The sequence below is a fragment of the Staphylococcus sp. 231237_7MaSpsaltlick genome (assembly GCF_043107035.1).
On the sequence record NZ_JBICNX010000001.1, the window covers coordinates 39303 to 59749 of the forward strand.

24 protein-coding genes are annotated in these 20447 nt (G+C 33.8%); 6 read left to right on the forward strand and 18 right to left on the reverse strand.

Annotated features, from left to right (window positions below; translation table 11 throughout):
- Positions 1–6: 6 nt before the first annotated feature.
- From rplX to rpsJ, 13 genes are all read right to left on the reverse strand, one after another.
- Positions 7–324: a 50S ribosomal protein L24 gene (gene rplX, locus ACF91D_RS00240; protein WP_017722930.1), complete on the reverse strand. Its 318-nt coding sequence runs from the start codon at positions 322–324 to the stop codon at positions 7–9.
- A 42-nt stretch (positions 325–366) separates the two neighbouring features.
- Entirely contained in the window at positions 367–735 is a 369-nt protein-coding gene (rplN, locus tag ACF91D_RS00245; RefSeq protein WP_039069497.1) for a 50S ribosomal protein L14, read from the reverse strand.
- A 31-nt stretch (positions 736–766) separates the two neighbouring features.
- Complete coding sequence (gene rpsQ, locus ACF91D_RS00250; protein ID WP_002482621.1) at positions 767–1030, reverse strand: 30S ribosomal protein S17; 264 nt, start codon at positions 1028–1030, stop codon at positions 767–769.
- A gap of 26 nt (positions 1031–1056) precedes the next feature.
- Complete coding sequence (gene rpmC / locus ACF91D_RS00255) at positions 1057–1266, reverse strand: 50S ribosomal protein L29 (protein ID WP_002482620.1); 210 nt, start codon at positions 1264–1266, stop codon at positions 1057–1059.
- Positions 1256–1690, reverse strand: coding sequence for a 50S ribosomal protein L16 (rplP, locus tag ACF91D_RS00260; protein WP_017722929.1), 435 nt, complete (start codon positions 1688–1690; stop codon positions 1256–1258). The genes rpmC and rplP overlap by 11 nt, the downstream gene beginning before the upstream one ends.
- A gap of 2 nt (positions 1691–1692) precedes the next feature.
- Positions 1693–2346 carry a 30S ribosomal protein S3 gene (gene rpsC / locus ACF91D_RS00265; protein WP_017722928.1) on the reverse strand — a complete coding sequence of 218 codons (654 nt, stop codon included), beginning with the start codon at positions 2344–2346 and terminating at the stop codon, positions 1693–1695.
- A gap of 24 nt (positions 2347–2370) precedes the next feature.
- Complete coding sequence (gene rplV, locus ACF91D_RS00270) at positions 2371–2724, reverse strand: 50S ribosomal protein L22 (RefSeq protein WP_017722927.1); 354 nt, start codon at positions 2722–2724, stop codon at positions 2371–2373.
- A 28-nt stretch (positions 2725–2752) separates the two neighbouring features.
- On the reverse strand, positions 2753–3031 hold the full coding sequence (gene rpsS, locus ACF91D_RS00275; RefSeq protein ID WP_017722926.1) for a 30S ribosomal protein S19: 279 nt from the start codon (positions 3029–3031) through the stop codon (positions 2753–2755).
- 64 nt (positions 3032–3095) lie between these two features.
- Positions 3096–3932, reverse strand: coding sequence for a 50S ribosomal protein L2 (gene rplB, locus ACF91D_RS00280; protein ID WP_039069498.1), 837 nt, complete (start codon positions 3930–3932; stop codon positions 3096–3098).
- Positions 3933–3962: 30 nt separating this feature from the next.
- Positions 3963–4238: a 50S ribosomal protein L23 gene (gene rplW / locus ACF91D_RS00285; RefSeq protein WP_002482614.1), complete on the reverse strand. Its 276-nt coding sequence runs from the start codon at positions 4236–4238 to the stop codon at positions 3963–3965.
- Positions 4238–4861 carry a 50S ribosomal protein L4 gene (gene rplD / locus ACF91D_RS00290; protein ID WP_029378518.1) on the reverse strand — a complete coding sequence of 208 codons (624 nt, stop codon included), beginning with the start codon at positions 4859–4861 and terminating at the stop codon, positions 4238–4240. Before rplD ends, rplW begins: the two co-directional genes overlap by 1 nt.
- Before the next feature lie 26 nt (positions 4862–4887).
- Positions 4888–5547 (reverse strand): 50S ribosomal protein L3, encoded by a 660-nt coding sequence (gene rplC / locus ACF91D_RS00295; RefSeq protein WP_017722923.1) that lies wholly within the window; start codon positions 5545–5547, stop codon positions 4888–4890.
- Between the two features lie 27 nt (positions 5548–5574).
- Positions 5575–5883, reverse strand: a complete 309-nt coding sequence (gene rpsJ / locus ACF91D_RS00300; protein WP_002482611.1) for a 30S ribosomal protein S10 — start codon at positions 5881–5883, stop codon at positions 5575–5577.
- Between the two features lie 371 nt (positions 5884–6254).
- Between rpsJ and ACF91D_RS00305 the strand changes: the two genes are divergently transcribed.
- Complete coding sequence (locus tag ACF91D_RS00305; protein ID WP_069792423.1) at positions 6255–6641, forward strand: hypothetical protein; 387 nt, start codon at positions 6255–6257, stop codon at positions 6639–6641.
- 189 nt (positions 6642–6830) lie between these two features.
- Here the strand turns inward: ACF91D_RS00305 and ACF91D_RS00310 are convergent, their stop codons facing one another.
- Together ACF91D_RS00310 and ACF91D_RS00315 are read right to left on the reverse strand one after the other, a co-directional pair.
- Entirely contained in the window at positions 6831–8165 is a 1335-nt protein-coding gene (locus ACF91D_RS00310) for an NCS2 family permease (protein ID WP_039069500.1), read from the reverse strand.
- A 110-nt stretch (positions 8166–8275) separates the two neighbouring features.
- Entirely contained in the window at positions 8276–10414 is a 2139-nt protein-coding gene (locus ACF91D_RS00315; protein ID WP_107549641.1) for a DNA topoisomerase III, read from the reverse strand.
- 123 nt (positions 10415–10537) lie between these two features.
- Between ACF91D_RS00315 and ACF91D_RS00320 the strand changes: the two genes are divergently transcribed.
- From ACF91D_RS00320 to ACF91D_RS00330, 3 genes are all read left to right on the forward strand, one after another.
- Positions 10538–11407 (forward strand): GNAT family N-acetyltransferase, encoded by an 870-nt coding sequence (locus ACF91D_RS00320; protein WP_039069502.1) that lies wholly within the window; start codon positions 10538–10540, stop codon positions 11405–11407.
- A gap of 215 nt (positions 11408–11622) precedes the next feature.
- Entirely contained in the window at positions 11623–12480 is an 858-nt protein-coding gene (locus ACF91D_RS00325; protein WP_069792420.1) for a RhaT/GlcU family sugar-proton symporter, read from the forward strand.
- 59 nt (positions 12481–12539) lie between these two features.
- Positions 12540–13331: a glucose 1-dehydrogenase gene (locus tag ACF91D_RS00330; protein ID WP_039068001.1), complete on the forward strand. Its 792-nt coding sequence runs from the start codon at positions 12540–12542 to the stop codon at positions 13329–13331.
- A gap of 359 nt (positions 13332–13690) precedes the next feature.
- On the opposite strand, the gene ACF91D_RS00335 is transcribed toward ACF91D_RS00330, so the two are convergent.
- Complete coding sequence (locus ACF91D_RS00335; RefSeq protein ID WP_101051089.1) at positions 13691–14599, reverse strand: AEC family transporter; 909 nt, start codon at positions 14597–14599, stop codon at positions 13691–13693.
- Between the two features lie 150 nt (positions 14600–14749).
- Between ACF91D_RS00335 and ACF91D_RS00340 the strand changes: the two genes are divergently transcribed.
- Both ACF91D_RS00340 and mspA read left to right on the forward strand, forming a co-directional pair.
- On the forward strand, positions 14750–14926 hold the full coding sequence (locus ACF91D_RS00340) for an SE1832 family protein (RefSeq protein ID WP_172643876.1): 177 nt from the start codon (positions 14750–14752) through the stop codon (positions 14924–14926).
- Positions 14927–14990: 64 nt separating this feature from the next.
- Positions 14991–15308, forward strand: a complete 318-nt coding sequence (gene mspA, locus ACF91D_RS00345) for a membrane stabilizing protein MspA (RefSeq protein WP_039068004.1) — start codon at positions 14991–14993, stop codon at positions 15306–15308.
- Between the two features lie 213 nt (positions 15309–15521).
- Here the strand turns inward: mspA and ACF91D_RS00350 are convergent, their stop codons facing one another.
- Both ACF91D_RS00350 and ACF91D_RS00355 read right to left on the reverse strand, forming a co-directional pair.
- Positions 15522–18719 (reverse strand): efflux RND transporter permease subunit, encoded by a 3198-nt coding sequence (locus ACF91D_RS00350; RefSeq protein WP_327620712.1) that lies wholly within the window; start codon positions 18717–18719, stop codon positions 15522–15524.
- 188 nt (positions 18720–18907) lie between these two features.
- Entirely contained in the window at positions 18908–20158 is a 1251-nt protein-coding gene (locus tag ACF91D_RS00355) for a lipid II:glycine glycyltransferase FemX (protein WP_327620713.1), read from the reverse strand.
- Positions 20159–20447: the final 289 nt, after the last annotated feature.

The window sequence follows — 20447 nt, forward strand, 5'->3', positions numbered from 1 at the left end:
TAGTTATTAATTATTAGATTTAATTTCTTCGCCAGATTTTTTAGCTACACGAACTTTTTTGCCATCTTCGAATTTATAACCTACGCGAGTTGGTTCATTCGTTTTAGGGTCTAATAATTGTACGTTAGAAACATGGATTGCTGCCTCTGTTTCTAAGATTCCACCTTCAGGATTAAATTGAGTTGGTTTTTGGTGCTTTTTGATAATATTGACACCTTCCACAACGACACGGTCTTTTTTAGGTTCAGTTGAAACAACTTTGCCTTCTTTACCTTTGTCTTTACCTGCGATAACTTTAACGTTGTCACCTTTTTTGATATGCATGTGTGGCACCTCCTTAAATTTATATATTTATAAATGTTTTTATTAAAGTACTTCTGGAGCTAATGATACAATTTTCATGAAGCTTCCTTCACGTAATTCACGAGCAACAGGTCCAAAAATACGAGTACCACGTGGGCCTTTGTCATCACGAATGATAACACATGCATTTTCATCGAACTTGATATATGAACCATCGTTACGGCGTACGCCTGATTTAGTACGTACAACAACAGCTTTTACTACTTCACCTTTTTTGACAACGCCACCTGGTGTAGCATTTTTAACACTTACTACGATAACGTCACCAATATTAGCTGTTTTACGACCAGATCCACCTAATACTTTAATTGTAAGAACTTCACGTGCACCAGAGTTATCTGCTACTTTTAATCGTGTTTCTTGTTGGATCATGAGTTAAACCTCCTTTATCTTCACTATTTAATTAAATAATTACTGATTCTTCAACAATTTCTACCAAACGGAAACGTTTAGTTGCTGATAAAGGACGAGTCTCTTGTATCTTAACTGTGTCCCCTAATTTAGCTGAGTTGTTTTCATCATGAGTTTTGTATTTTTTAGAGTATTTTACTCGTTTACCATATAACTTGTGTGTTTTGTATGTTTCAACAAGTACAGTTATCGTTTTATCCATTTTATCGGAAACGACTCTACCTACATAAACTTTACGATCATTTCTTTCGCTCACTTTAGTAACCTCCTCTTTCAATTGAATTATTGATTCGCTTTACCTTGTTCAATTTCTCTTTCACGAGCAACAGTTTTTAGACGTGCAATCGTTTTTCTTACTGTGCGAATACGTGCAGTTTCCTCTAATTGACCTGTAGCTAACTGAAAGCGTAGGTTAAAAAGCTCTTCTTTTGAAGATTTGATTTGCTCTTCGATTTCTGAAGTGGTTAAGTCTCTAATTTCCTTAGCTTTCATTTGTTTCACCACCCAATTCTTCACGTTTTACAAACTTAGTTTTAACTGGAAGTTTGTGACTTGCTAAACGTAATGCTTCACGCGCAACTTCTTCGTTAACGCCTGCGATTTCAAATAAAATTCTACCTGGTTTTGCTACTGCAATCCAACCTTCTACTGCACCTTTACCAGCACCCATACGTACTTCTAAAGGTTTTTTAGTGTAAGGTGTATGTGGGAAGATTTTAATCCAAACTTTCCCGCCACGTTTCATATAACGTGTCATTGCAATACGAGCTGATTCGATTTGACGAGATGTGATCCAAGAAGTTGTAGTTGCTTGTAAACCATACTCACCAAATGTTACATAATTACCGCCTTTTGAACGACCAGTTGTTTTAGGACGATGTTGACGACGATATTTTACACGTTTTGGTAGTAACATTATTATTTTCCTCCTTCACTAGTGTTCTTAGTAGGAAGAACTTCTCCACGATAGATCCATACTTTGACACCTAACTTACCGTAAGTTGTGTCTGCTTCTGCATGTGCATAACCAATGTCAGCACGTAGAGTATGAAGTGGAACAGTTCCTTCTGAATATTGTTCAGCACGAGCGATGTCAGCTCCAGCTAGACGACCTGAAACTTGTGTCTTAATACCTTTAGCGCCAAGTTTCATTGCTCTTGTGATTGCTTGTTTTTGTACACGACGGAATGAAGCACGGTTTTCTAATTGACGTGCAATGTTTTCTGCAACAAGTTTAGCATCTAAATCAACTTTTTTGATTTCGATAACATTGATGTGTACTTTTTTGTTTGTTAATGAATTTAATTTATTACGTAATTTTTCAATTTCTGAACCGCCTTTACCGATTACCATACCAGGTTTACCAGTATGAATAGCGATGTTGATACGATTCGCAGCACGTTCGATTTCAACGTGAGAAACTGATGCTTCTGTTAATGCGTTATCAATATACTTACGGATTTTTAAATCTTCGTGTAATAATGATGCGAAGTCTTTTTCTGCATACCATTTAGCTTCCCAATCACGGATTACACCAACACGAAGTCCGATTGGATTAATTTTTTGACCCAAAGTGTTCCCTCCTTAAAAAATGTATTAAGCTTCTTTAGCTTCTTCTTTACCGTCACTTACGACGATTGTAATGTGGCTTGTACGTTTGTTGATCGCACTTGCACGGCCTTGTGCACGTGGACGGAAACGTTTTAATGTTGGTCCTTCATTAGCATAAGCTTCTTTAACTACTAGTTCATCAGTGTTCATGTCGTAGTTATGTTCAGCATTTGCTAAAGCGGACATTAATAATTTTTCAACTACTGGTGATGAAGCTTTGTTCTTTAATTTTAAAATCGCAATAGCTTCTCCAGCATTTTTGCCTCTTATTAGATCTAATACTAATCTAACTTTACGAGGTGCGATTCTTATTGTTTTAGCAACCGCTTTTGCTTCCATTGGAATTTCCTCCTCTACCTGTTAGAAATTATCTTCTAGTTTTTTTGTCGTCTGCAACGTGTCCTTTGAATGTACGAGTTGGTGCGAATTCTCCTAATTTATGACCAACCATATCTTCAGTTACGAATACAGGTACGTGTTTACGTCCGTCATATACAGCGAATGTATGTCCGATAAATTCAGGGAATATAGTTGAACGACGTGACCAAGTTTTGATTACTTGTTTTTTCTCGCTTCCGCTTTGAGCTTCAACTTTTTTCTTTAGATGATCGTCAGCGAAAGGTCCTTTTTTAATACTACGAGCCATAGTGGCGCCTCCCTTCTTATTGTGTGCGTGCGGCTTTCAAGCCACACACGCAAATAAGTTATTTTTATTTTTTCTTCTTACGTCCACGAACGATAAGTTTATCAGATGATTTTTTACCGCGACGAGTTTTCTTACCAAGCGTAGGTTTGCCCCATGGTGACATTGGAGAAGGCATACCGATAGGTGCGCGTCCTTCACCACCACCGTGTGGGTGATCGTTAGGGTTCATTACAGAACCACGAACTGTTGGGCGAACGCCTTTCCATCTAGAACGTCCTGCTTTACCAACATTTACAAGTTCATGTTGGATGTTACCAACTTGACCAATAGTAGCACGGCAAGTTGAAAGAATCATACGTACTTCACCAGATCTTAATCTGATTAAAACATATTTACCTTCTTTACCAAGCACTTGTGCACTAGTACCAGCTGAACGAGCAATTTGTCCACCTTTACCAGGTTTTAACTCGATGTTATGGATTACAGTACCTACTGGAATGAATTGTAATGGTAATGCGTTACCTAATTTAATATCTGCTTCTTCACCGCTTTCAAGTACTTGACCTACTTTAAGGTTCTTTGGAGCGATGATATAGCGTTTTTCACCATCAGCATAAACTAATAATGCAATATTAGCTGAACGGTTTGGATCATATTGGATTGAATCAACTTTAGCGTTGATACCATCTTTATTACGTTTGAAATCAATAACACGGTATTGACGTTTGTGTCCCCCACCATGATGGCGAACTGTCAATTTACCTTGGTTATTTCGTCCCGCTTTTTTCGGTAGCGGTTGTAATAATGACTTTTCAGGTGTAGTTTTCGTAATTTCAGCGAAATCTAAACTAGTCATATTACGACGACCATTAGTAATTGGCTTATATTTTTTTAGAGCCATTGTCGTTTACCTCCTTATTGGTAATCTTTTTTAGTTGAATAGATCGATTGATCCTTCTTTTAATTTAACGATTGCTACGCGTCTCTTATTTGTATAGCCTTGGTAACGGCCCATACGTTTTTTCTTTGGCTTATAGTTAATGATGTTTACATTATCAACTTTAACATCAAAGATTTCTTCAACAGCGATTTTAACTTGTGTTTTATTAGCACGAGTATCAACGTCGAATGTGTATTTATCTTCAGCCATTGCAGCAGAAGACTTTTCAGTGATTACGGGGCGCTTAAGAACGTCTCTTGCTTCCATTATCCGAGCACCTCCTCAACTTTTTTAGCAGCTGCTTCTGTAATTACTACACTGTCAGCGCTTGTGATATCTAGAACGTTTAAACCTTGAGCTGTAGTAACTTGTACACCAGGAATGTTACGTGCTGATAAAGCAACGTTCACATCTTCTGATTCTGTAACTACTAATACTTTTTTAGGTTGTTCTAAATTAGAAAGTACAGTTTTGAACTCTTTTGTTTTTGGAGCATCTAAGTTTAATGCGTCTACTACAGTTAAACCTTTTTCTTGTACTTTGAAAGATAATGCTGAGCGTAATGCTAAACGACGCATTTTCTTAGGCATTTTATATGAATAGCTTCTTGGTGTTGGTCCGAATACGACACCACCACCGCGCCATTGTGGAGCACGGATTGTACCTTGACGCGCACGCCCTGTACCTTTTTGTCTCCATGGTTTACGTCCACCACCACGTACTGCTGAACGGTTCTTAACAGCATGTGTACCTTGGCGTAATGAAGCACGTTGTAAGTTAATCGCTTCAAAAAGAACGTTGTTGTTTGGTTCGATTGCAAATACTGCATCGCTTAGTTCAACTGAACCTGATTTAGATCCATCTACTTTTAATACATCATAATTAGCCATTATGCAATTCCTCCTTTCGTATTATATTATTTATTACCTTTGATTGATGTTGTAATTTCTACAAAACCTTTTTTAGGACCAGGTACATTACCTTTTACTAAAATAACATTGTTTTCAGCGTCAATTTGAACTACTTCTAAGTTTTGAACTGTTACAGTGTTACCACCCATACGTCCAGGCATTTTTTGTCCTTTAAAGACTCTTGAAGCATCTGATGCCATACCTACAGAACCTGGGGCTCTGTGGAAATGAGAACCATGTGACATTGGACCACGTGCTTGATTATGACGTTTAATGGCACCTTGGAAACCTTTACCTTTAGATACGCCTGTTACATCAATTACGTCTCCAGCTTCAAATGTATCAACTGAGACTTCTTGACCTACTTCGTATTCATCAACGTTAACGTTTCTGAATTCACGAATGAAGCGCTTAGGTGCTGTGCCTGCTTTTTTAGCATGGCCTTCAGCTGGTTTATTTGCATATTTATTACTTTTACTATCTTTTTTGTAAGCTTGTTTGTCTTCGTAGCCTACTTGGATAGCGTTGTATCCATCAATCTCTTCAGATTTCTTTTGTAGTACAACGTTTTGACTTGCTTCTACTACTGTTACAGGGATTAGATCACCGTTTTCTCCGAAAACTTGTGTCATCCCGATTTTTCTTCCTAAGATTCCTTTGGTCATCGAAAGTCCACCTCCTAATTTTTTCTATTATAATTTGATTTCGATGTCTACGCCAGATGGTAAGTTTAAGCCCATAAGAGCATCAACTGTTTTTGGTGTAGGGTTAACAATATCGATTAAACGTTTATGAGTACGTTGTTCGAACTGCTCACGTGAATCTTTGTACTTATGCACGGCACGAATCACAGTATAAACTGATCTTTCAGTTGGTAACGGAATTGGTCCAGACACATCTGCACCAGAACGTTTTGCTGTTTCAACAATTTTTTCTGCTGATTGATCGATTACTCGATGATCATAAGCTTTTAATCTGATTCTGATTTTTTGTTTTGCCATAATTTTCCCTCCTTATTCGTCTACATTTAAGTGATAGACTTCTCCACGAAAACTATCTCACACAGCGCCATGGCAAAGCGGCCGGGTGTGTCAGTAACCTTTCGCTTCATCGCGTGTTCTTAAAGTCCAACATTAGATATGATACATGATAAACAGTGATTTATCAAGCTTTTCTATAAAAGTTTTTAAAACTTTTGTCTAACACATACTTTGTTATTGTACTTGATTACGCATTTCACTTCAACCTATTTTCTAATATTTCTACTGTAATATTTAAATTTTTTGGTTCTACGTTTCCTTATTGTTATTCTATTTTAATTATTTCCTTTATAATAGACAAATATAATAATCGTGTCAGGTGGTGAAATAAAATGAAAAGTGCAATTCGCACTACCCTTTTAATATTGAGTATAATTTTAATAATTAGTGAGCTAGTCTACGGCATCCCTTTCTTTGGAGGGAGTATCATTCTTAGTTTGGGTTGGCAACCATTACTAATAAGCATATTGCTTTATTTTGTAATGATGATTATTTTAATCGTAGATAAGCAAAACGCTATCAAACCTATGATGTTTATTCCATTATTAGGTATTATAGGAAACATTATTGCCTTTATACCTGTCGTAGGAATGATAGTACATTGGATTTTATTCTTCTTAATGTTATTTTTTGTCTTTATCTTGTTATCTACGCCACTTTATGTTCCGAATAAGCACGCTAAAGTTATTTATACAGAAGATAGACGAAATGATAAATAGCTCTAATAGTGATTTATTATTAATATAGATAATTTTTCTACCATTATAATGAAGAAACGTGTTCTTTCTATTATTTACCACTAAAAAATTTAGTTCTAATATTAGCCTTGCTTTTGTTATAGATAATTTAAAAGCGCACATTGCTCTATGTCAGACGACAAAGATAATGTGCGCTTTTCTATATTTATATTATCCGTGAACAAATACGAAATAAAGGATAAACAATATCATTAATGCATACATAATTGGGTGTACTTCTTTATGACGTTTCGAAATAAGCATCGTAATCGGGTAGAAAATAAATCCACATGCAATACCAGTAGCAATTGAATATGATAAAGGCATCATTATAATTGTTACAAAGGCAGGTACTGCTACTTCAAATTTCTTCCAATCTATTTCTGCAAAGTTTGCTGCCATCAACACGCCAACTACAACTAATGCTGGTGTGGTAACAGCACTTGTTACTACTTCCATTAATGGGCTGAAAAATATCGCTAGCAAGAAACAGAACCCGGTTATGACACTTGCAAAACCTGTTCTAGCTCCAACTGCAACACCTGAACTTGATTCAATATAAGAAGTTGTTGTTGTTGTACCAAATATTGCACCAACAATTGTCGCTAATGAATCTGAGAACAGTGCACGTCCAGCTCTTGGGAGCTTATTATCCTTCATGATACCTGCTTGTGTAGCCACAGCAACAAGTGTACCTGCAGTATCAAAGAAATCAATAAACAGGAACGTTAATATTACAATTAAGAACTGGACTGTAAGTAATTGACTTGGATCTTTGAACGCTTCAAATGCTGCTCCAAAAGTCGGCTCTATACTTGGTACTTGCCCTACAATAGCACTTGGTGTATGTATAAGCCCTGTAATCATACCTACAATAGAAGTAAGTGCCATACCAACAAAGATAGCTCCAGGTACTCTTAAAGCATACAATACAACAGTAGCTATAATACCAAATATTGTTAGTAACACTGGTCCATCAGTAATATTTCCTAATGTTACTAATGTAGAATCGTTACTCACAATTATCCCAGAACTTTGTAAACCTACAAAGGTTATGAAAAGTCCAATTCCTGCTGATACAGCCATTTTCATCTGATAGGGTATAGCATTTATAATTGTTTCTCGGAGCCCAGTCATTGTTAAAAATGCAAAGACTATTCCGGAAAACAGAACCCCTGTTAAACCAATTTGCCATGGTATGCCCATGGTTAATACAACTGTAAATGCAAAGAATGCATTTAAACCCATGCCTGGTGCTAGCCCGATAGGATACCTTGCTATTAAGCCCATAAATAATGAACCTACAAATGCCGCAAGAGCTGTAGCAACAAAGATTGCGCCTTGGTCCATCTTCATATTTTCAGACACGCCATCAACGCCTGCTAAACTAAGTACTTGAGGGTTAACAGCTAATATATATGCCATAGACAAGAAAGTTGTAAGCCCACCAAGTATCTCTCTCTTATAGTTTGTTTCGTGTTTATCAAACTTGAAATACTTTTTCACGGTTAGTTCTCCTTTTTTTAAAATACCTACATATTCTAATACCAAACGAACTTTTTTACAATAGCAAACACGAACCTTACTTTATTTTTCGTACCATTTGTTCGATAAATCTAGAACTTTAGCCCTTTTAATGCGTCTTGGAACGGGTTATTTTCTAATCCTTCGTCTTTATTCATATATTTTTTTAAATCTTTTTTATTTACTTTGTCTGATTTTTTATTTTTATGACGCTTATCCATTTGGGCTTGTGTTTCTGTATGACCACATACACAACGATATACTGCATCTTTACCTTTACCGAATAGCGTCATTTTCTTGTGGCAATTTGGGCAACGGGCATTTGTTTTTCTTTGTACATTTTTCTTCGTCTTACATTGCGGATCTTGACAGACTAACATTTGACCATTTTTTGTTTTCACTTTAATCATAAATTTACCACATGTTGGGCATTCTGTTGTTGTTAAATTATCATGTTTATAATTTTGTTCACTTTCTTTAATCTCAGCTACAACTTCATTAGTGAATGACTTCATTTCAGTTATAAATTTATTTGCATCATATTTACCTTGTTCTATAAGGGTTAGCTTTTCTTCCCATTCTGCGGTTAATAATGGTGAAGTTAGTTTCTGAGGTGCTAATTCTAATATTTGCTTCCCTTTGGATGTAATTCTTATTTTGCCATCTCTAGATTCAATTGCGTTCATATTAAAGAGTTTATCAATAATATCCGCTCTCGTAGCAACTGTACCTATACCGCCTGTTTCTTTTAATGTTTGATTATGTTTTTTATCAGTTAAATCAAAGAATTTTTGTGGGCTTTCCATCGCTTTAAGCAATGTCCCTTCATTAAAATATGGAGGTGGTGTCGTCTCATGTTGATCTATTTGTATATTACTAATACTTAGTTTTGCACCTTTTTGCAGTTGCTCCATTTGAGCATTAATTTTTACCTTATCTTCATATACTTCTTTAAAGCCTATTTTGGTAGTCACTTTATCTTTAAATGTGAATACGTAATCCTCAACACTCAACTCTATCGCCACAGCTTCGTATTCATGAGGTGGCATTAGGTTTTCTAAATATCTTTGTGCAACCATCATATATATTTTCGATTCTCTTTGGCTTAATTGCCCCATGTCTGGCCGTACCTCAGTAGGAATAATCGCATGATGATCTGAAACTTTGCTATTATTCACAAACTTTTGCTTTACTGAAAATGATTGCGATATTTGTTTTTTCGCAATATCTTTTAATGAAGTTGCCATAATTGCTTGTAATCTATCTTTTAAAGTATCTACCATATCATCAGTTAAATAATTAGAATCCGTACGCGGATACGTAACCAATTTATGACGTTCATATAACGCTTGTAATGTATTCAATGTCTCTTTTGGGCCTAAGTTAAAACGTTTATATGCATCTTGCTGAAGGTCAGTTAGACTATATAGTTGTTGTGGATATGCTTTTTTATGTGATTTAGTAATTGTTGTTATTTGAGCTGGGTGGCCTTTAATTTCTCCTCTTATGCTTTCAAACGCTGATTTATCCGGATGTGACTGTGGTTTGGCACATTGAAAAGTTAACCCCCCTGCATCGATTGACATAGTATAGTATGTTTTCGGTTTAAATTGTTTGATTTCATTCTGTCTCATCTGAACTAATTGTATTGTTGGTGTTTGCACACGCCCTAGCGATAGTTGTGCATCATACTTAGTAGTTAAAGCTCTCGTAGCATTAATACCTACAATCCAATCTGCTTCACTTCTCGCTAACGCAGCATAATATAAATTGTTAAATTTGCGACCGTCTTGAAGTTTGCTAAAACCATCTCTAATTGCTTTTTGTGTTACTGAACTAATCCACAAACGCTTAATTGGCTTTTTATTATGTGCTTTATCTAAAATTAAGCGTGCTACAAGCTCTCCTTCTCTCCCAGCATCGGTTGCAATAACAATATCTTTCACATTTTTATTATTAATCAATGATTGAACAGTTGAAAATTGTTTTCTAGTCTTACTAATAACAACTGTCTTCATTTTATTAGGTATGATTGGTAAATCATTAAGTTTCCATTCTTTATAATTCGTATCATATTGTTCTGGAGTTGCGTTAGTTACAAGATGACCTAATGCCCACGTGACAATATATTTATTATTTTCAAAGTAGCCATTACGTTTTTCGTTGATATTAAGCGTATTTGCAATGTCTCTACCTACTGAAGGTTTCTCAGCTATAATTAATGATTTCATAATTTCGCCCTTTCAAATTCAATATAATATATATTGTAACATGTATGTAGCACATCAAAACTTCCATTTATTCAAAAAAGTTCTTATAATTAAATTAAGCGATCATTCTATGGAGGTATTGTTATGAAAATTATTCAGTTAAATGACTATGATCAAATTGTAAAGTTTATTAATAACGCTGATTATCATACCGCATCTTATTTATATAAATTACCACAAGCACACGAAAATGTTGAAACTGCTATCAGACAAGCTATAGACGATCCTGGTGTATTTGCTCAAGTCGATGAACAAAATGAAATCGTTATGCTTATCTTTGCATTTAAATATGAAGATAATAAATATAAAGTTATTGGTCCTTTCATCGATAAAAAGAGTGAATTAACTACTGAGTCATTTAAAATTTTATTTGAGACTATGGCGCAAAGTAAACCTGATACAGCTAATTTTAATTTTTCCTTTGAAGAAAATGAACAAAATTATTCCTCTTTTATGAAATCAATTCAATCATCATATAGTTTTACAGATTATCATTTAATATCAACACAGGACATTGGTACTGTAGATAATATCCAAAACATAACAGACTATCATCCAGCTTATTATCGTTCGTTCAAAAAATTACACGAGCACACATTTAAACATGATGTCATGACCGCTGCAGAAATTGTTAATTCATTGGATGAGCAACATAAACTTTTTGTTTTCATGTCTGAAGGTCTTCTTAAAGGCTACTTATACTTACAAATATATGAAAAGACTAAAAATGCTGAAATTAAGTATTTCTCTTCTCATACAGATTATAGATTTATGGGAATCGCATTTGACTTATTATCGCACGCCTTAAATTTTGCATTCTCTAATTATGATATTGATAAAACATATTTCAAGATTAGAAATAAAAATCACACACTAGTAGAACGTTTTAACGAATTAGGTTTCTATATTAATTACGAATATAAAAAATTCAAATACGTAGCTGCACATCTCTAAACTATATTATTTAAAATAAAATCTTTTTAATTATACAAAAGAGAGTAATAGTCCACTATTGCTCTCTTTTTGTAATTTAATTATAAAAAAAATTGCAAATTATAAACTAATACTTTTACTAAAATAATAGTTTGGTTTAGAATGAATGTTTGTAAACAATTGTTGGTGATTGTTTTAAGGGGAGAAAAACAAATAGAGAGAGAGTGAGTAAAAGTATGGATTTATTAATTGCTTTATTACCCGCGTTATTCTGGGGTAGTGTAGTTTTAATTAATGTTCTTGTAGGTGGAGGTCCTTATAATCAAATTAGAGGGACAACTTTTGGTGCGTTAATCATCGGTATTATCTTATTACTTACAGGTAATGCTAAATTTGATGACCTTACGATTATTATCGTTGGTTTAATTTCTGGTGCTTTCTGGGCATTAGGACAAGGTTATCAATTAAAATCTGTCAGCCTTATAGGTGTTTCAAAAACAATGCCTATTTCTACAGGTTTACAATTAGTTGGTACAACGTTATTTAGTGCTATTTTCTTAGGTGAATGGAGTACTGGTGTGCAAGTTACATTAGGACTTGTTGCTATGGTATTACTTGTTATCGGTATTGCTTTAACATCTATTAAAGGTAAAAATGAAGAATCAGAAAGTACCAAAAACTTTGGTAAAGCGATGCCTATCCTTTTAATTTCTACTGTTGGTTATGTTGTCTACGTAGTAGTAGCACAAATATTCGGCGTAGATGGAATGAATGCTTTATTCTTCCAATCTATAGGTATGGCTATTGGTGGTTTAATACTATCAGCTAAACATGAAACATCAGTTAAAAGTACACTATGGAATTTAATCCCAGGTGTTGTGTGGGGTATCGGTAACTTATTTATGTTCTACTCACAACCAAAAGTTGGTGTAGCAACTAGTTTCTCATTTTCACAATTATTAGTTATTGTATCTACACTCGGCGGTATTTTCCTATTAGGCGAGAAAAAAGACAAACGTCAAATGATTGGTATTTGGGCTGGTATTGTACTTATTGTTATTGCAGCCTTTGTACTCGGAAATATTAAAGCATAATTATAATTAAGAGATATGACCATGCTTTAGATTGTTACTAATTAAGGAGGAGTTTGAATATGTTCAAAGATTTAGAAGGCAAAGTAGTAGTTATCACAGGTGGTAGTAGCGGCATTGGTAAAGCAATGGTAGAACAATTTGGTAAAGAAAAAGCTAAAGTTGTTATTAACTATCTTTCAGAAAGTTCATTAGACGATGTTGCTGAATCTATCAAATTAATTGAAGATGCAGGCGGACAAGCAATTAAAGTACATGCAGATGTATCAAAAGAGGAAGATGTAAACAATTTAATTAAAGCAGCAGTTGATACATTCGGTACATTAGATATTCTTATTAATAATGCTGGTTTCGAAAAACCAATTCCAACTCATGAAATGCCTCTAGAAGAATGGCAAAAAGTTATTGATATCAACTTAACTGGTGCATTTATCGGTTCAAAAGCAGCTGTTAATCAATTCCTTAAAGAAGATAAAAAAGGTATTATTCTTAATACATCAAGTGTTCACGATAGAATTCCTTGGCCAAACTATGTAAACTACGCTGCTAGTAAAGGTGGTTTGAAATTAATGATGGAAACAATGTCTATGGAATATGCTCAACACGGCATCCGCATTAACAATATCTCACCTGGGGCTATCGTAACAGAACATACAAGAGAAAAATTCTCTGACCCAGAAACACGCGCTGAAACATTAGAAATGATTCCAGCCAAAGAAATTGGTGAAGCTGATCAAGTTGCAAATGTTGCACGTTTCTTATGTTCAGATCTAGCTGACTACATTCATGGTACTACAATCTATGTAGATGGTGGTATGACAAACTACCCAGCATTTATGGGCGGTAAAGGCTAACTTATATTTGTCAATTAGACTTAATCTTGTCTAGCGACAAATCGTTTGTTAAGACCATTTAAACTGAAATGTCTTTTCAAAAACGATATTGTTGTCATGCCCACCAACAATATCTAAATTAACATTTATAATTAAAGTGCTCGAGACAATAAACTTTTGTCTCGAGCACTTTTTATTTTATTCATATATATATAGTGTTAAATTAAACTGAAATGTATTATTATTCTTGTTTTTCAATTAATAAAGCTAATAAATAGAGGAGAGTTTAAGCTACTGGCCATATAACGATTAAGGTTGCGGCAATTAATTGCCGCAACCTTAACATGTGTTTGATAAATAAAGTATTCATTAAAAACGTTTTATACAAATAAAGCTTGATAAATATATAAAATGACAATGCTAATGACAATCGTTAAATTAGTGACCATACCTACTAGTGGTAAAGTTTTATATTTAAATTGTATGGAGTAAGGTATGATAGCTACGCCAACTGGTAATAACCAGGCAACTTGTAGAGTTGTTTTGATCATCTCATCATCAACTGGTAAAAAGAAATGTACTAATAAACCAGCAATAATACCTAAGCCATAGTGTATAGCTAAATATTTAAGAGCAATTGGTAAGAATCTCTTATCAATACTGAAGTTTAACATCAGACCTAGTAAAATCATTGATAATGGCATATTCGCACCTGATAACACAGAGAAGAAATCAATTACTGGCTCTGGAAAATGAATATCAAGCATATTTAAGATAAACATTATAATATATGTCATGAGTGGCACCGATTTAAGCAAGTTTTTCCCTAAATATTTAAAGTCGAAACTATCCCCTGCACTACTAAAATAGCTACCGACAAAGTAAGTTACACCAAACATGATAATAGCCCCACCTATATCAGCCATACCAAAGTATATCATCCCTGTTTGTGGCCATATCGCTTCAACGAGTGGATACGCAAATAACCCTATATTTAACGAAGCCATCATCATGCCAGTGGCACCACGAATCTGATTATCATATTTTATAAATAACCAGACCACAATAATTTTGGCAAGAATACCATAAATAATCATCATTATTGGTAAAATTGAAAGTGATAAATCTAATTCTGCACCGTTCAAATTAACTATTACTAGCGAAGGCAATGTGACATTTAATACTAAGGTAGAGAATACTTGACTATCATTCGCCTTAAAGTAATTAATCCTCTTTAATGTATAACCCAATGCAATCAGTATAATAATTATGATAAATTGTTGAGTCACAATAATCCTTCTTTCATTACATTTTTTCGTTTTCAATCCATTTTCATACTTTAACATAAATGTTGGTTATTTTAGAAGCTTTCGATTTCATGTTATAATTCTAGTCAAACTCGTGTAGTCCAATGCTATATAAAAAAGGAGCGACTAGCAATGAATTTAAATGATAAATTAGCAGAACTTAAATATGATTATGTCAGATTACAAGGCGATTTGGAAAAAAGAGAATCCGTCAACCAAGATGTAGACCCATTGGTAAGACAACTTGAAGAGATAGAAGAAGAAATTGCATCTGTGCGTTCAGAAATTAGTCAAAAAGAACATAGATAACATCCTAGTCAATCTATTTTTTACATGCTAAGATTAAGAGCGAATATAGAAAGGATGTCAACGTATGCAACTATATCTTATCTTGTTACCAATACTTTATCTAATTGTGAGTTACATAAGTATATTTAAAATGAACACAATCATCACTCGCATTTTGCGAATAATTATGGCTTTATTATTATTATTCGTAGTAGCAATTACAACACTTTCATTCCCTGCAATCAACTGGTGGGTATTTATCCTACTCTTACTATTAGTTGGTAACGTGGAAATCACAAGTTTTAAAAGTGGTAAAAAAGATCAAAAAGCAGTACAAATTTTAAATATTATTACGATTATTTTATTTGTAATCTATGCTATTTTAACTTTAGTATTATATTAATATAACATTTGAATACTTATATAAATGTGAGACCGCAATCAAATTTTACATATTGATTACGGTCTCGTCTTTTATGCATTAATTGAATGTGAGCAGAAACGGCTTCTATATAAAATATTCATTCCATTAGTTAAACTTAAACAAGAGTGCTTTAACACATGAATAATCCGAGACACTTACTTATGCCTCGGACTCTCTTTATGCTTATTTAAATTATTTCTTTTTGCGTGTTACTTTGTCTTTTAAAGTAAATAATATTTCATAAATAACCGGAACGACAATCAATGTTAATAATGTAGAAGATATCAATCCTCCAACAACAGTTGCTGCCATACCCTTAGAAATAATGATTGAACTATCTTCACCAAATAACATTGGCGCAAGTGCCCCTATTGTAGCTAATGCTGTCATTAGTATTGGTCTAATACGTGTTCCACCAGCTTCTAATAGCGCCTCTTTCATTTCTAGACCCTGCTTTTGTTTATTAATCACTCTGTCTATTAACACAATAGCATTAGTAACAACAATACCTATCAACATCAACATACCAATCATACTTGGTACAGAAATGGTTTCTCCCGTAATGACTAATGCGAGTACTACACCAATTACTGTGTATGGTAAAGAGAACAATATAGTGAAAGGTGCAAGTGCCCCTTTAAATGTTAGCACTAGCACTAAATAAACAATGATAATAGCTGCTAACATGGCGAAAGCTAATTGAGTAATTGCATTACTAATATCTTCATTCGCGCCTCCTACGTTTATTTTCACATTCGTAGGCGTATCAAGGTCGTTCACTTTAGATAACACTTTTTGAGCTGTACCACCAACATCGTCGTTCGTCACTTTAGCTGAGACGGTAGCAGTATAATCACCTGCTTTTGTTTCAATCTTATTCGGTGTTTTAGTTTGTTCTAATGTAGCTATATCGCTTAATTCTATTGTTCGGCCTATCGGTGTTTGTAATTCCGTATTTTCTAACTTCTCTTTCGACCAATCTGTTTCTTTATCTTCCTTAATCTTCACATCAATGGATTTCCCTTTTTCTTTTACAGTAGTAACACTTTGTTCAGGTGTATTTTGATTTAGGGTCATCGCTAATTGTGATGCTGACAAGCCATATTTAGCGGCTTCATTCTGATCTACTTTAATATTATATTGATCATATGTCTGTGTTAAATCAGATTTGACATTAGCCATACCACTAACGTCTTTCATTTCAGCTTCAACTTTATTAACTGTACCTTTAATGGCTTCAAGCGTTGGTCCAGTCACTGAAACTTCAAGTTTATTATTACTACCACCTGTTCCCATATCTTGATTTGCCCATTCACCTGGATGTTTAAATTTTTCTATGTGTTGTAACACTTTATCTGGCTCTTCATCAAAATTCGGTGTATCTGAATCATATTCCACCATAATTGCCATACTGTTTGAGCTACCAGTTGGGTCTGTAGGTGATGCGCCCCCAACAGAATATTGTACAGTTTTCACTTTATCTTTTTTATTTAAATATTTTTGAACTTGTTCTGCATGATTTAACACACCTTTTTCCGTTTCTCCAGGTTTTGGTGTGTAGGTTAATGCCATAAATTTATCTTCACCCGTAGAAATAAAACTAGTTCCTAACTTAGCTGCACCTAATCCAATACTTGCTATTAAAATAATCGTACTAATTAAGATAACAAGCCATTTGTGATTTAATGACCATTTTAAAATTGTTTTATATTTTCTACCAATAAAACCTAGAGACTCTTCTTTATGGTTTTTAACGCCTTTTTTAAAGAATGTAGCACTTAAAGCAGGCACAATTGTAATAGAAACAAGCAACGACGCTAATAAACTAAAAGCTATCGCTAATGCGAAAGGTCTAAACATTTCACCAACAGAGCCAGTGACAAATGCTAGCGGTAAGAACACGATAATCGTTACAATCGTTGATGACATGATTGGTTTAAATACTTCACTCGTTGCACTTACAATTAATCGATCTCCTGATAATGACTCATTTCTATCTGATAATCTTCGATAAATATTTTCTACTACTACAATTGAATCGTCTATGACCCGGCCGATTGCAACCGTTAATGCGCCTAATGTTAGAATGTTTAGTGATACATCCGATAATTTTAAAGCAACCATCGCTATTAAAATAGACATCGGTATTGAAACAACGGCAATTGCTGTTGTTCTAATATTCCTTAAGAATAATAAAATAACAATAATTGCCACAATCGTACCTAATATCGCTTTTTCAATCATGGTATACAGTGCGTCTTCAATCGGTTTTGCTGTATCCATTACTTTTGTAGCAACCATATCTGGGTTTTCTTTAATAAGTTTATCTATTTCTTTTTTCGTATCTTTAGCTACTTGAACTGTGTTTGCATCTTGCGCTTTTGTAATTTGTACGTTTACAGCATCTTTACCATTTGTTTTAGATATAGATTCACGTTCATCTCCGGCTGTTACATCTGCAATATCTTTTAATTTAACTGAAGGTATTTCAGCTTCTTCAGATTGGCTACTCAATGAAGAACTGTCAGATTGTGCCTGAGCGTTAGCTGAAGTTTGTGGCTCACTTTGTCCATTAGATTCTTGCATCATTTGATCGCTTGAATCACCTTCACTTTGTGACTGCGCAGCACCTGAACTAGCACCAACAGATAATGGTATGTCTAAGTTTTTAAGTACATCTACAGATGTAAATTCACCATCAATAACAACAGATTTTTCCGTATTATTAAATTGGAATAATCCCAGTGGCGTTTCACTTGTAGCACTTTTCAAATACTGTTCAATGCTATCTTTCGTTAAACCATTACTTTCAAGTTTATCTTGATTAAATTTAATAGAAACTTCACGTGATGTTTGACCATTTAGTTGCGCATTTTGTACACCATCTATTGTTTGTAGTTTCGGTATTAATTGACGATTAATTTTGTTAGTTGTATCTTTTAAGTTATTATCTTTAGTGGTAAATGAATATGCTACAATCGGAAAAGCGTCCATTGAATTTCTTGAAAGTTCAGGTTCTTCGATACCCTCATCAAATTTGATTTTATCAATTTCTTTTTTTAAATCATTTTCCGCTTTATCCAAGTCTACACTTTCTTCATATTCTACTGTAACCATAGAAGCATTTTGTATGGACTGTGCTGTGACATTTTTAACACTAGCCATCGATCTAACTTGATCGTCAATCTTATCACTGACGTCTTCTTTAACTGTTTCCGGCGTAGCACCTGGCATAGAAGTTTGTACTGTAATCATTGGAGATTCTACATCAGGTAATAATTCCAATTTCATTTTAGCACTAGCATATAATCCACCTAAAACAACCAATATTACCATTAGAAATATGGCGAATTTATTCCCCAACGAAAACTGCAACATTTTCTTTATCATATAATTTCCCCTCTCCCGTTTCTTAAGTAAGACACATTCTGTAGTAATAATAAATTTTCTCTTTTTGATGCGTTAACATTAATTAATATAAATACCGGTAAAATATGTATACATAAATAGCGCACGTTATATAGTTTATTAAATTAATTCTAAAACTTTATAACGTGCATGCATTTGAATTTGACTGCTTATTTATTTTTTAATTTTCTTGATAATTTAATTTTTGCTTTAGTAAGTTTAGGTTTAAAATTCTCAATAACTTGATATAGTGGTTGATTTAATACATAATCAAATTCACCAATTTTTTCACTCAAATAAGTGCCCCAAACTTTTTTAAATGTCCATAAACCATAATGATCAGAAGTTTTATCAGGATCGTTATCTGTGCCCCCAAAATCATAAGTCATGGCGCCATGCTCTCTAGCATACTGCATCATTGCAAATTGCATATGATGGTTTGGTAAGAAATTACGATATTCATTTGAAGAAGCACCATATAAATAATATGATTTATTACCTGCGAACATTAACAATGCGCCTGATAAGTATATACCTTCTGGATGATTAGTTTCTAATGTAACCATTTCATCAATCAGTTCTTGCGTTTTACTGATTTTATTATCTGCATCGTTGATTTTATTAAGTGTCTTTTTATCTTGTTTCTTCTCAGCTAGTTTTACTTTTTCAGCTTCAATTTCTTGTAATTCTTTTCTTAATTCTTGTAAAACTGGTTTGGGTTCTAATTTAACTAGGAATAACTCTGCATCACCGTCAGGATGTAAGGCATCATAGATATTCTGGAAATAGCTAATATCTCTTGTTAAAAAACCATCACGTTCTCCTGTAATCTGCATTAAATTAGCAAATGTTTTTAAACCTTCTCTATTTGAATGTTCAACTGTCGTACCACGTTTTAATGCCAATCTTACTTTTGAACGATTACGACGCTCAAAACTTTGAATCAATTCTTCATCTGTTTTGTCGATTGGTGTAATCATTGTCATTCTTGGTTGTATGTAATCTTTAGATAGTCCTTCTTTAAATCCTTTATGTTTAAAACCTAATGCACGTAAATTGGTTAAAGCTTCCGCACCTTTATCTACTTCTACATCTGGATCAATCTTAATTGCATACGCTTTTTCTTCTTTAGCAATTTGCATAGCAGCTTCCAACAATGTCTCTAAAGCCAACTTATTACTATAGTCAGTAACAAAACCACGTGAAATATAACAAAGTGTATAAGGCAACTTAGGCACTTTTTTAAACAACAGTTGTCCTACACCCACAATTTCTCCTTCTTCTCCAACTGCGATACGTCTTGAATACCAGCCAGTTAATGTCTTGGTTTCAGCCCATTTAGTTAATTGTAATAAGTCACCTTGCGGATGAGCTTTAACAAATGCATCATGCGCTTGATTAGTGATATTCATCTTTTCCATAAAAACCGATTTCTCCTTTATCAATTCAATTCTTTGATATTATATATTGTTTTATTCTAATTTTCACATACAAACCATCATTTGCTATACTATAATAAATATAGAAATGAGGTTTTTTTATGAGGATTTTTATTACTGGTTTACTATTATTAATTAATTTAATTTTCATTTTTCAAGCTATCAATGAACCACTTACAATTTCATATTTAAGCTTAAGAATCATTTTAGCAGCTTTCACATTTATAATATCTGTTTATTTAGTATTATTGCGTACTCAAAAAATTTCTAC

Excerpts from the sequence above, each read along its gene's own strand:
- ACF91D_RS00315 (WP_107549641.1), bottom strand. The coding sequence starts at position 10,414 with ATGAAATCATTAATTATAGCTGAGAAACCTTCAGTAGGTAGAGACATT.
- rplW (WP_002482614.1), bottom strand. The coding sequence starts at position 4,238 with ATGGAAGCAAGAGACGTTCTTAAGCGCCCCGTAATCACTGAAAAGTCT.
- rplX (WP_017722930.1), bottom strand. The coding sequence starts at position 324 with ATGCATATCAAAAAAGGTGACAACGTTAAAGTTATCGCAGGTAAAGAC.
- rpsS (WP_017722926.1), bottom strand. The coding sequence starts at position 3,031 with ATGGCTCGTAGTATTAAAAAAGGACCTTTCGCTGACGATCATCTAAAG.
- rpmC (WP_002482620.1), bottom strand. The coding sequence starts at position 1,266 with ATGAAAGCTAAGGAAATTAGAGACTTAACCACTTCAGAAATCGAAGAG.
- rplP (WP_017722929.1), bottom strand. The coding sequence starts at position 1,690 with ATGTTACTACCAAAACGTGTAAAATATCGTCGTCAACATCGTCCTAAA.
- ACF91D_RS00325 (WP_069792420.1), top strand. The coding sequence starts at position 11,623 with ATGGATTTATTAATTGCTTTATTACCCGCGTTATTCTGGGGTAGTGTA.
- ACF91D_RS00355 (WP_327620713.1), bottom strand. The coding sequence starts at position 20,158 with ATGGAAAAGATGAATATCACTAATCAAGCGCATGATGCATTTGTTAAA.
- ACF91D_RS00305 (WP_069792423.1), top strand. The coding sequence starts at position 6,255 with ATGAAAAGTGCAATTCGCACTACCCTTTTAATATTGAGTATAATTTTA.
- ACF91D_RS00340 (WP_172643876.1), top strand. The coding sequence starts at position 14,750 with ATGAATTTAAATGATAAATTAGCAGAACTTAAATATGATTATGTCAGA.
- rplC (WP_017722923.1), bottom strand. The coding sequence starts at position 5,547 with ATGACCAAAGGAATCTTAGGAAGAAAAATCGGGATGACACAAGTTTTC.
- rplV (WP_017722927.1), bottom strand. The coding sequence starts at position 2,724 with ATGGAAGCAAAAGCGGTTGCTAAAACAATAAGAATCGCACCTCGTAAA.
- rplB (WP_039069498.1), bottom strand. The coding sequence starts at position 3,932 with ATGGCTCTAAAAAAATATAAGCCAATTACTAATGGTCGTCGTAATATG.
- ACF91D_RS00350 (WP_327620712.1), bottom strand. The coding sequence starts at position 18,719 with ATGATAAAGAAAATGTTGCAGTTTTCGTTGGGGAATAAATTCGCCATA.
- rplN (WP_039069497.1), bottom strand. The coding sequence starts at position 735 with ATGATCCAACAAGAAACACGATTAAAAGTAGCAGATAACTCTGGTGCA.
- ACF91D_RS00320 (WP_039069502.1), top strand. The coding sequence starts at position 10,538 with ATGAAAATTATTCAGTTAAATGACTATGATCAAATTGTAAAGTTTATT.
- ACF91D_RS00330 (WP_039068001.1), top strand. The coding sequence starts at position 12,540 with ATGTTCAAAGATTTAGAAGGCAAAGTAGTAGTTATCACAGGTGGTAGT.
- rplD (WP_029378518.1), bottom strand. The coding sequence starts at position 4,861 with ATGGCTAATTATGATGTATTAAAAGTAGATGGATCTAAATCAGGTTCA.
- mspA (WP_039068004.1), top strand. The coding sequence starts at position 14,991 with ATGCAACTATATCTTATCTTGTTACCAATACTTTATCTAATTGTGAGT.
- rpsJ (WP_002482611.1), bottom strand. The coding sequence starts at position 5,883 with ATGGCAAAACAAAAAATCAGAATCAGATTAAAAGCTTATGATCATCGA.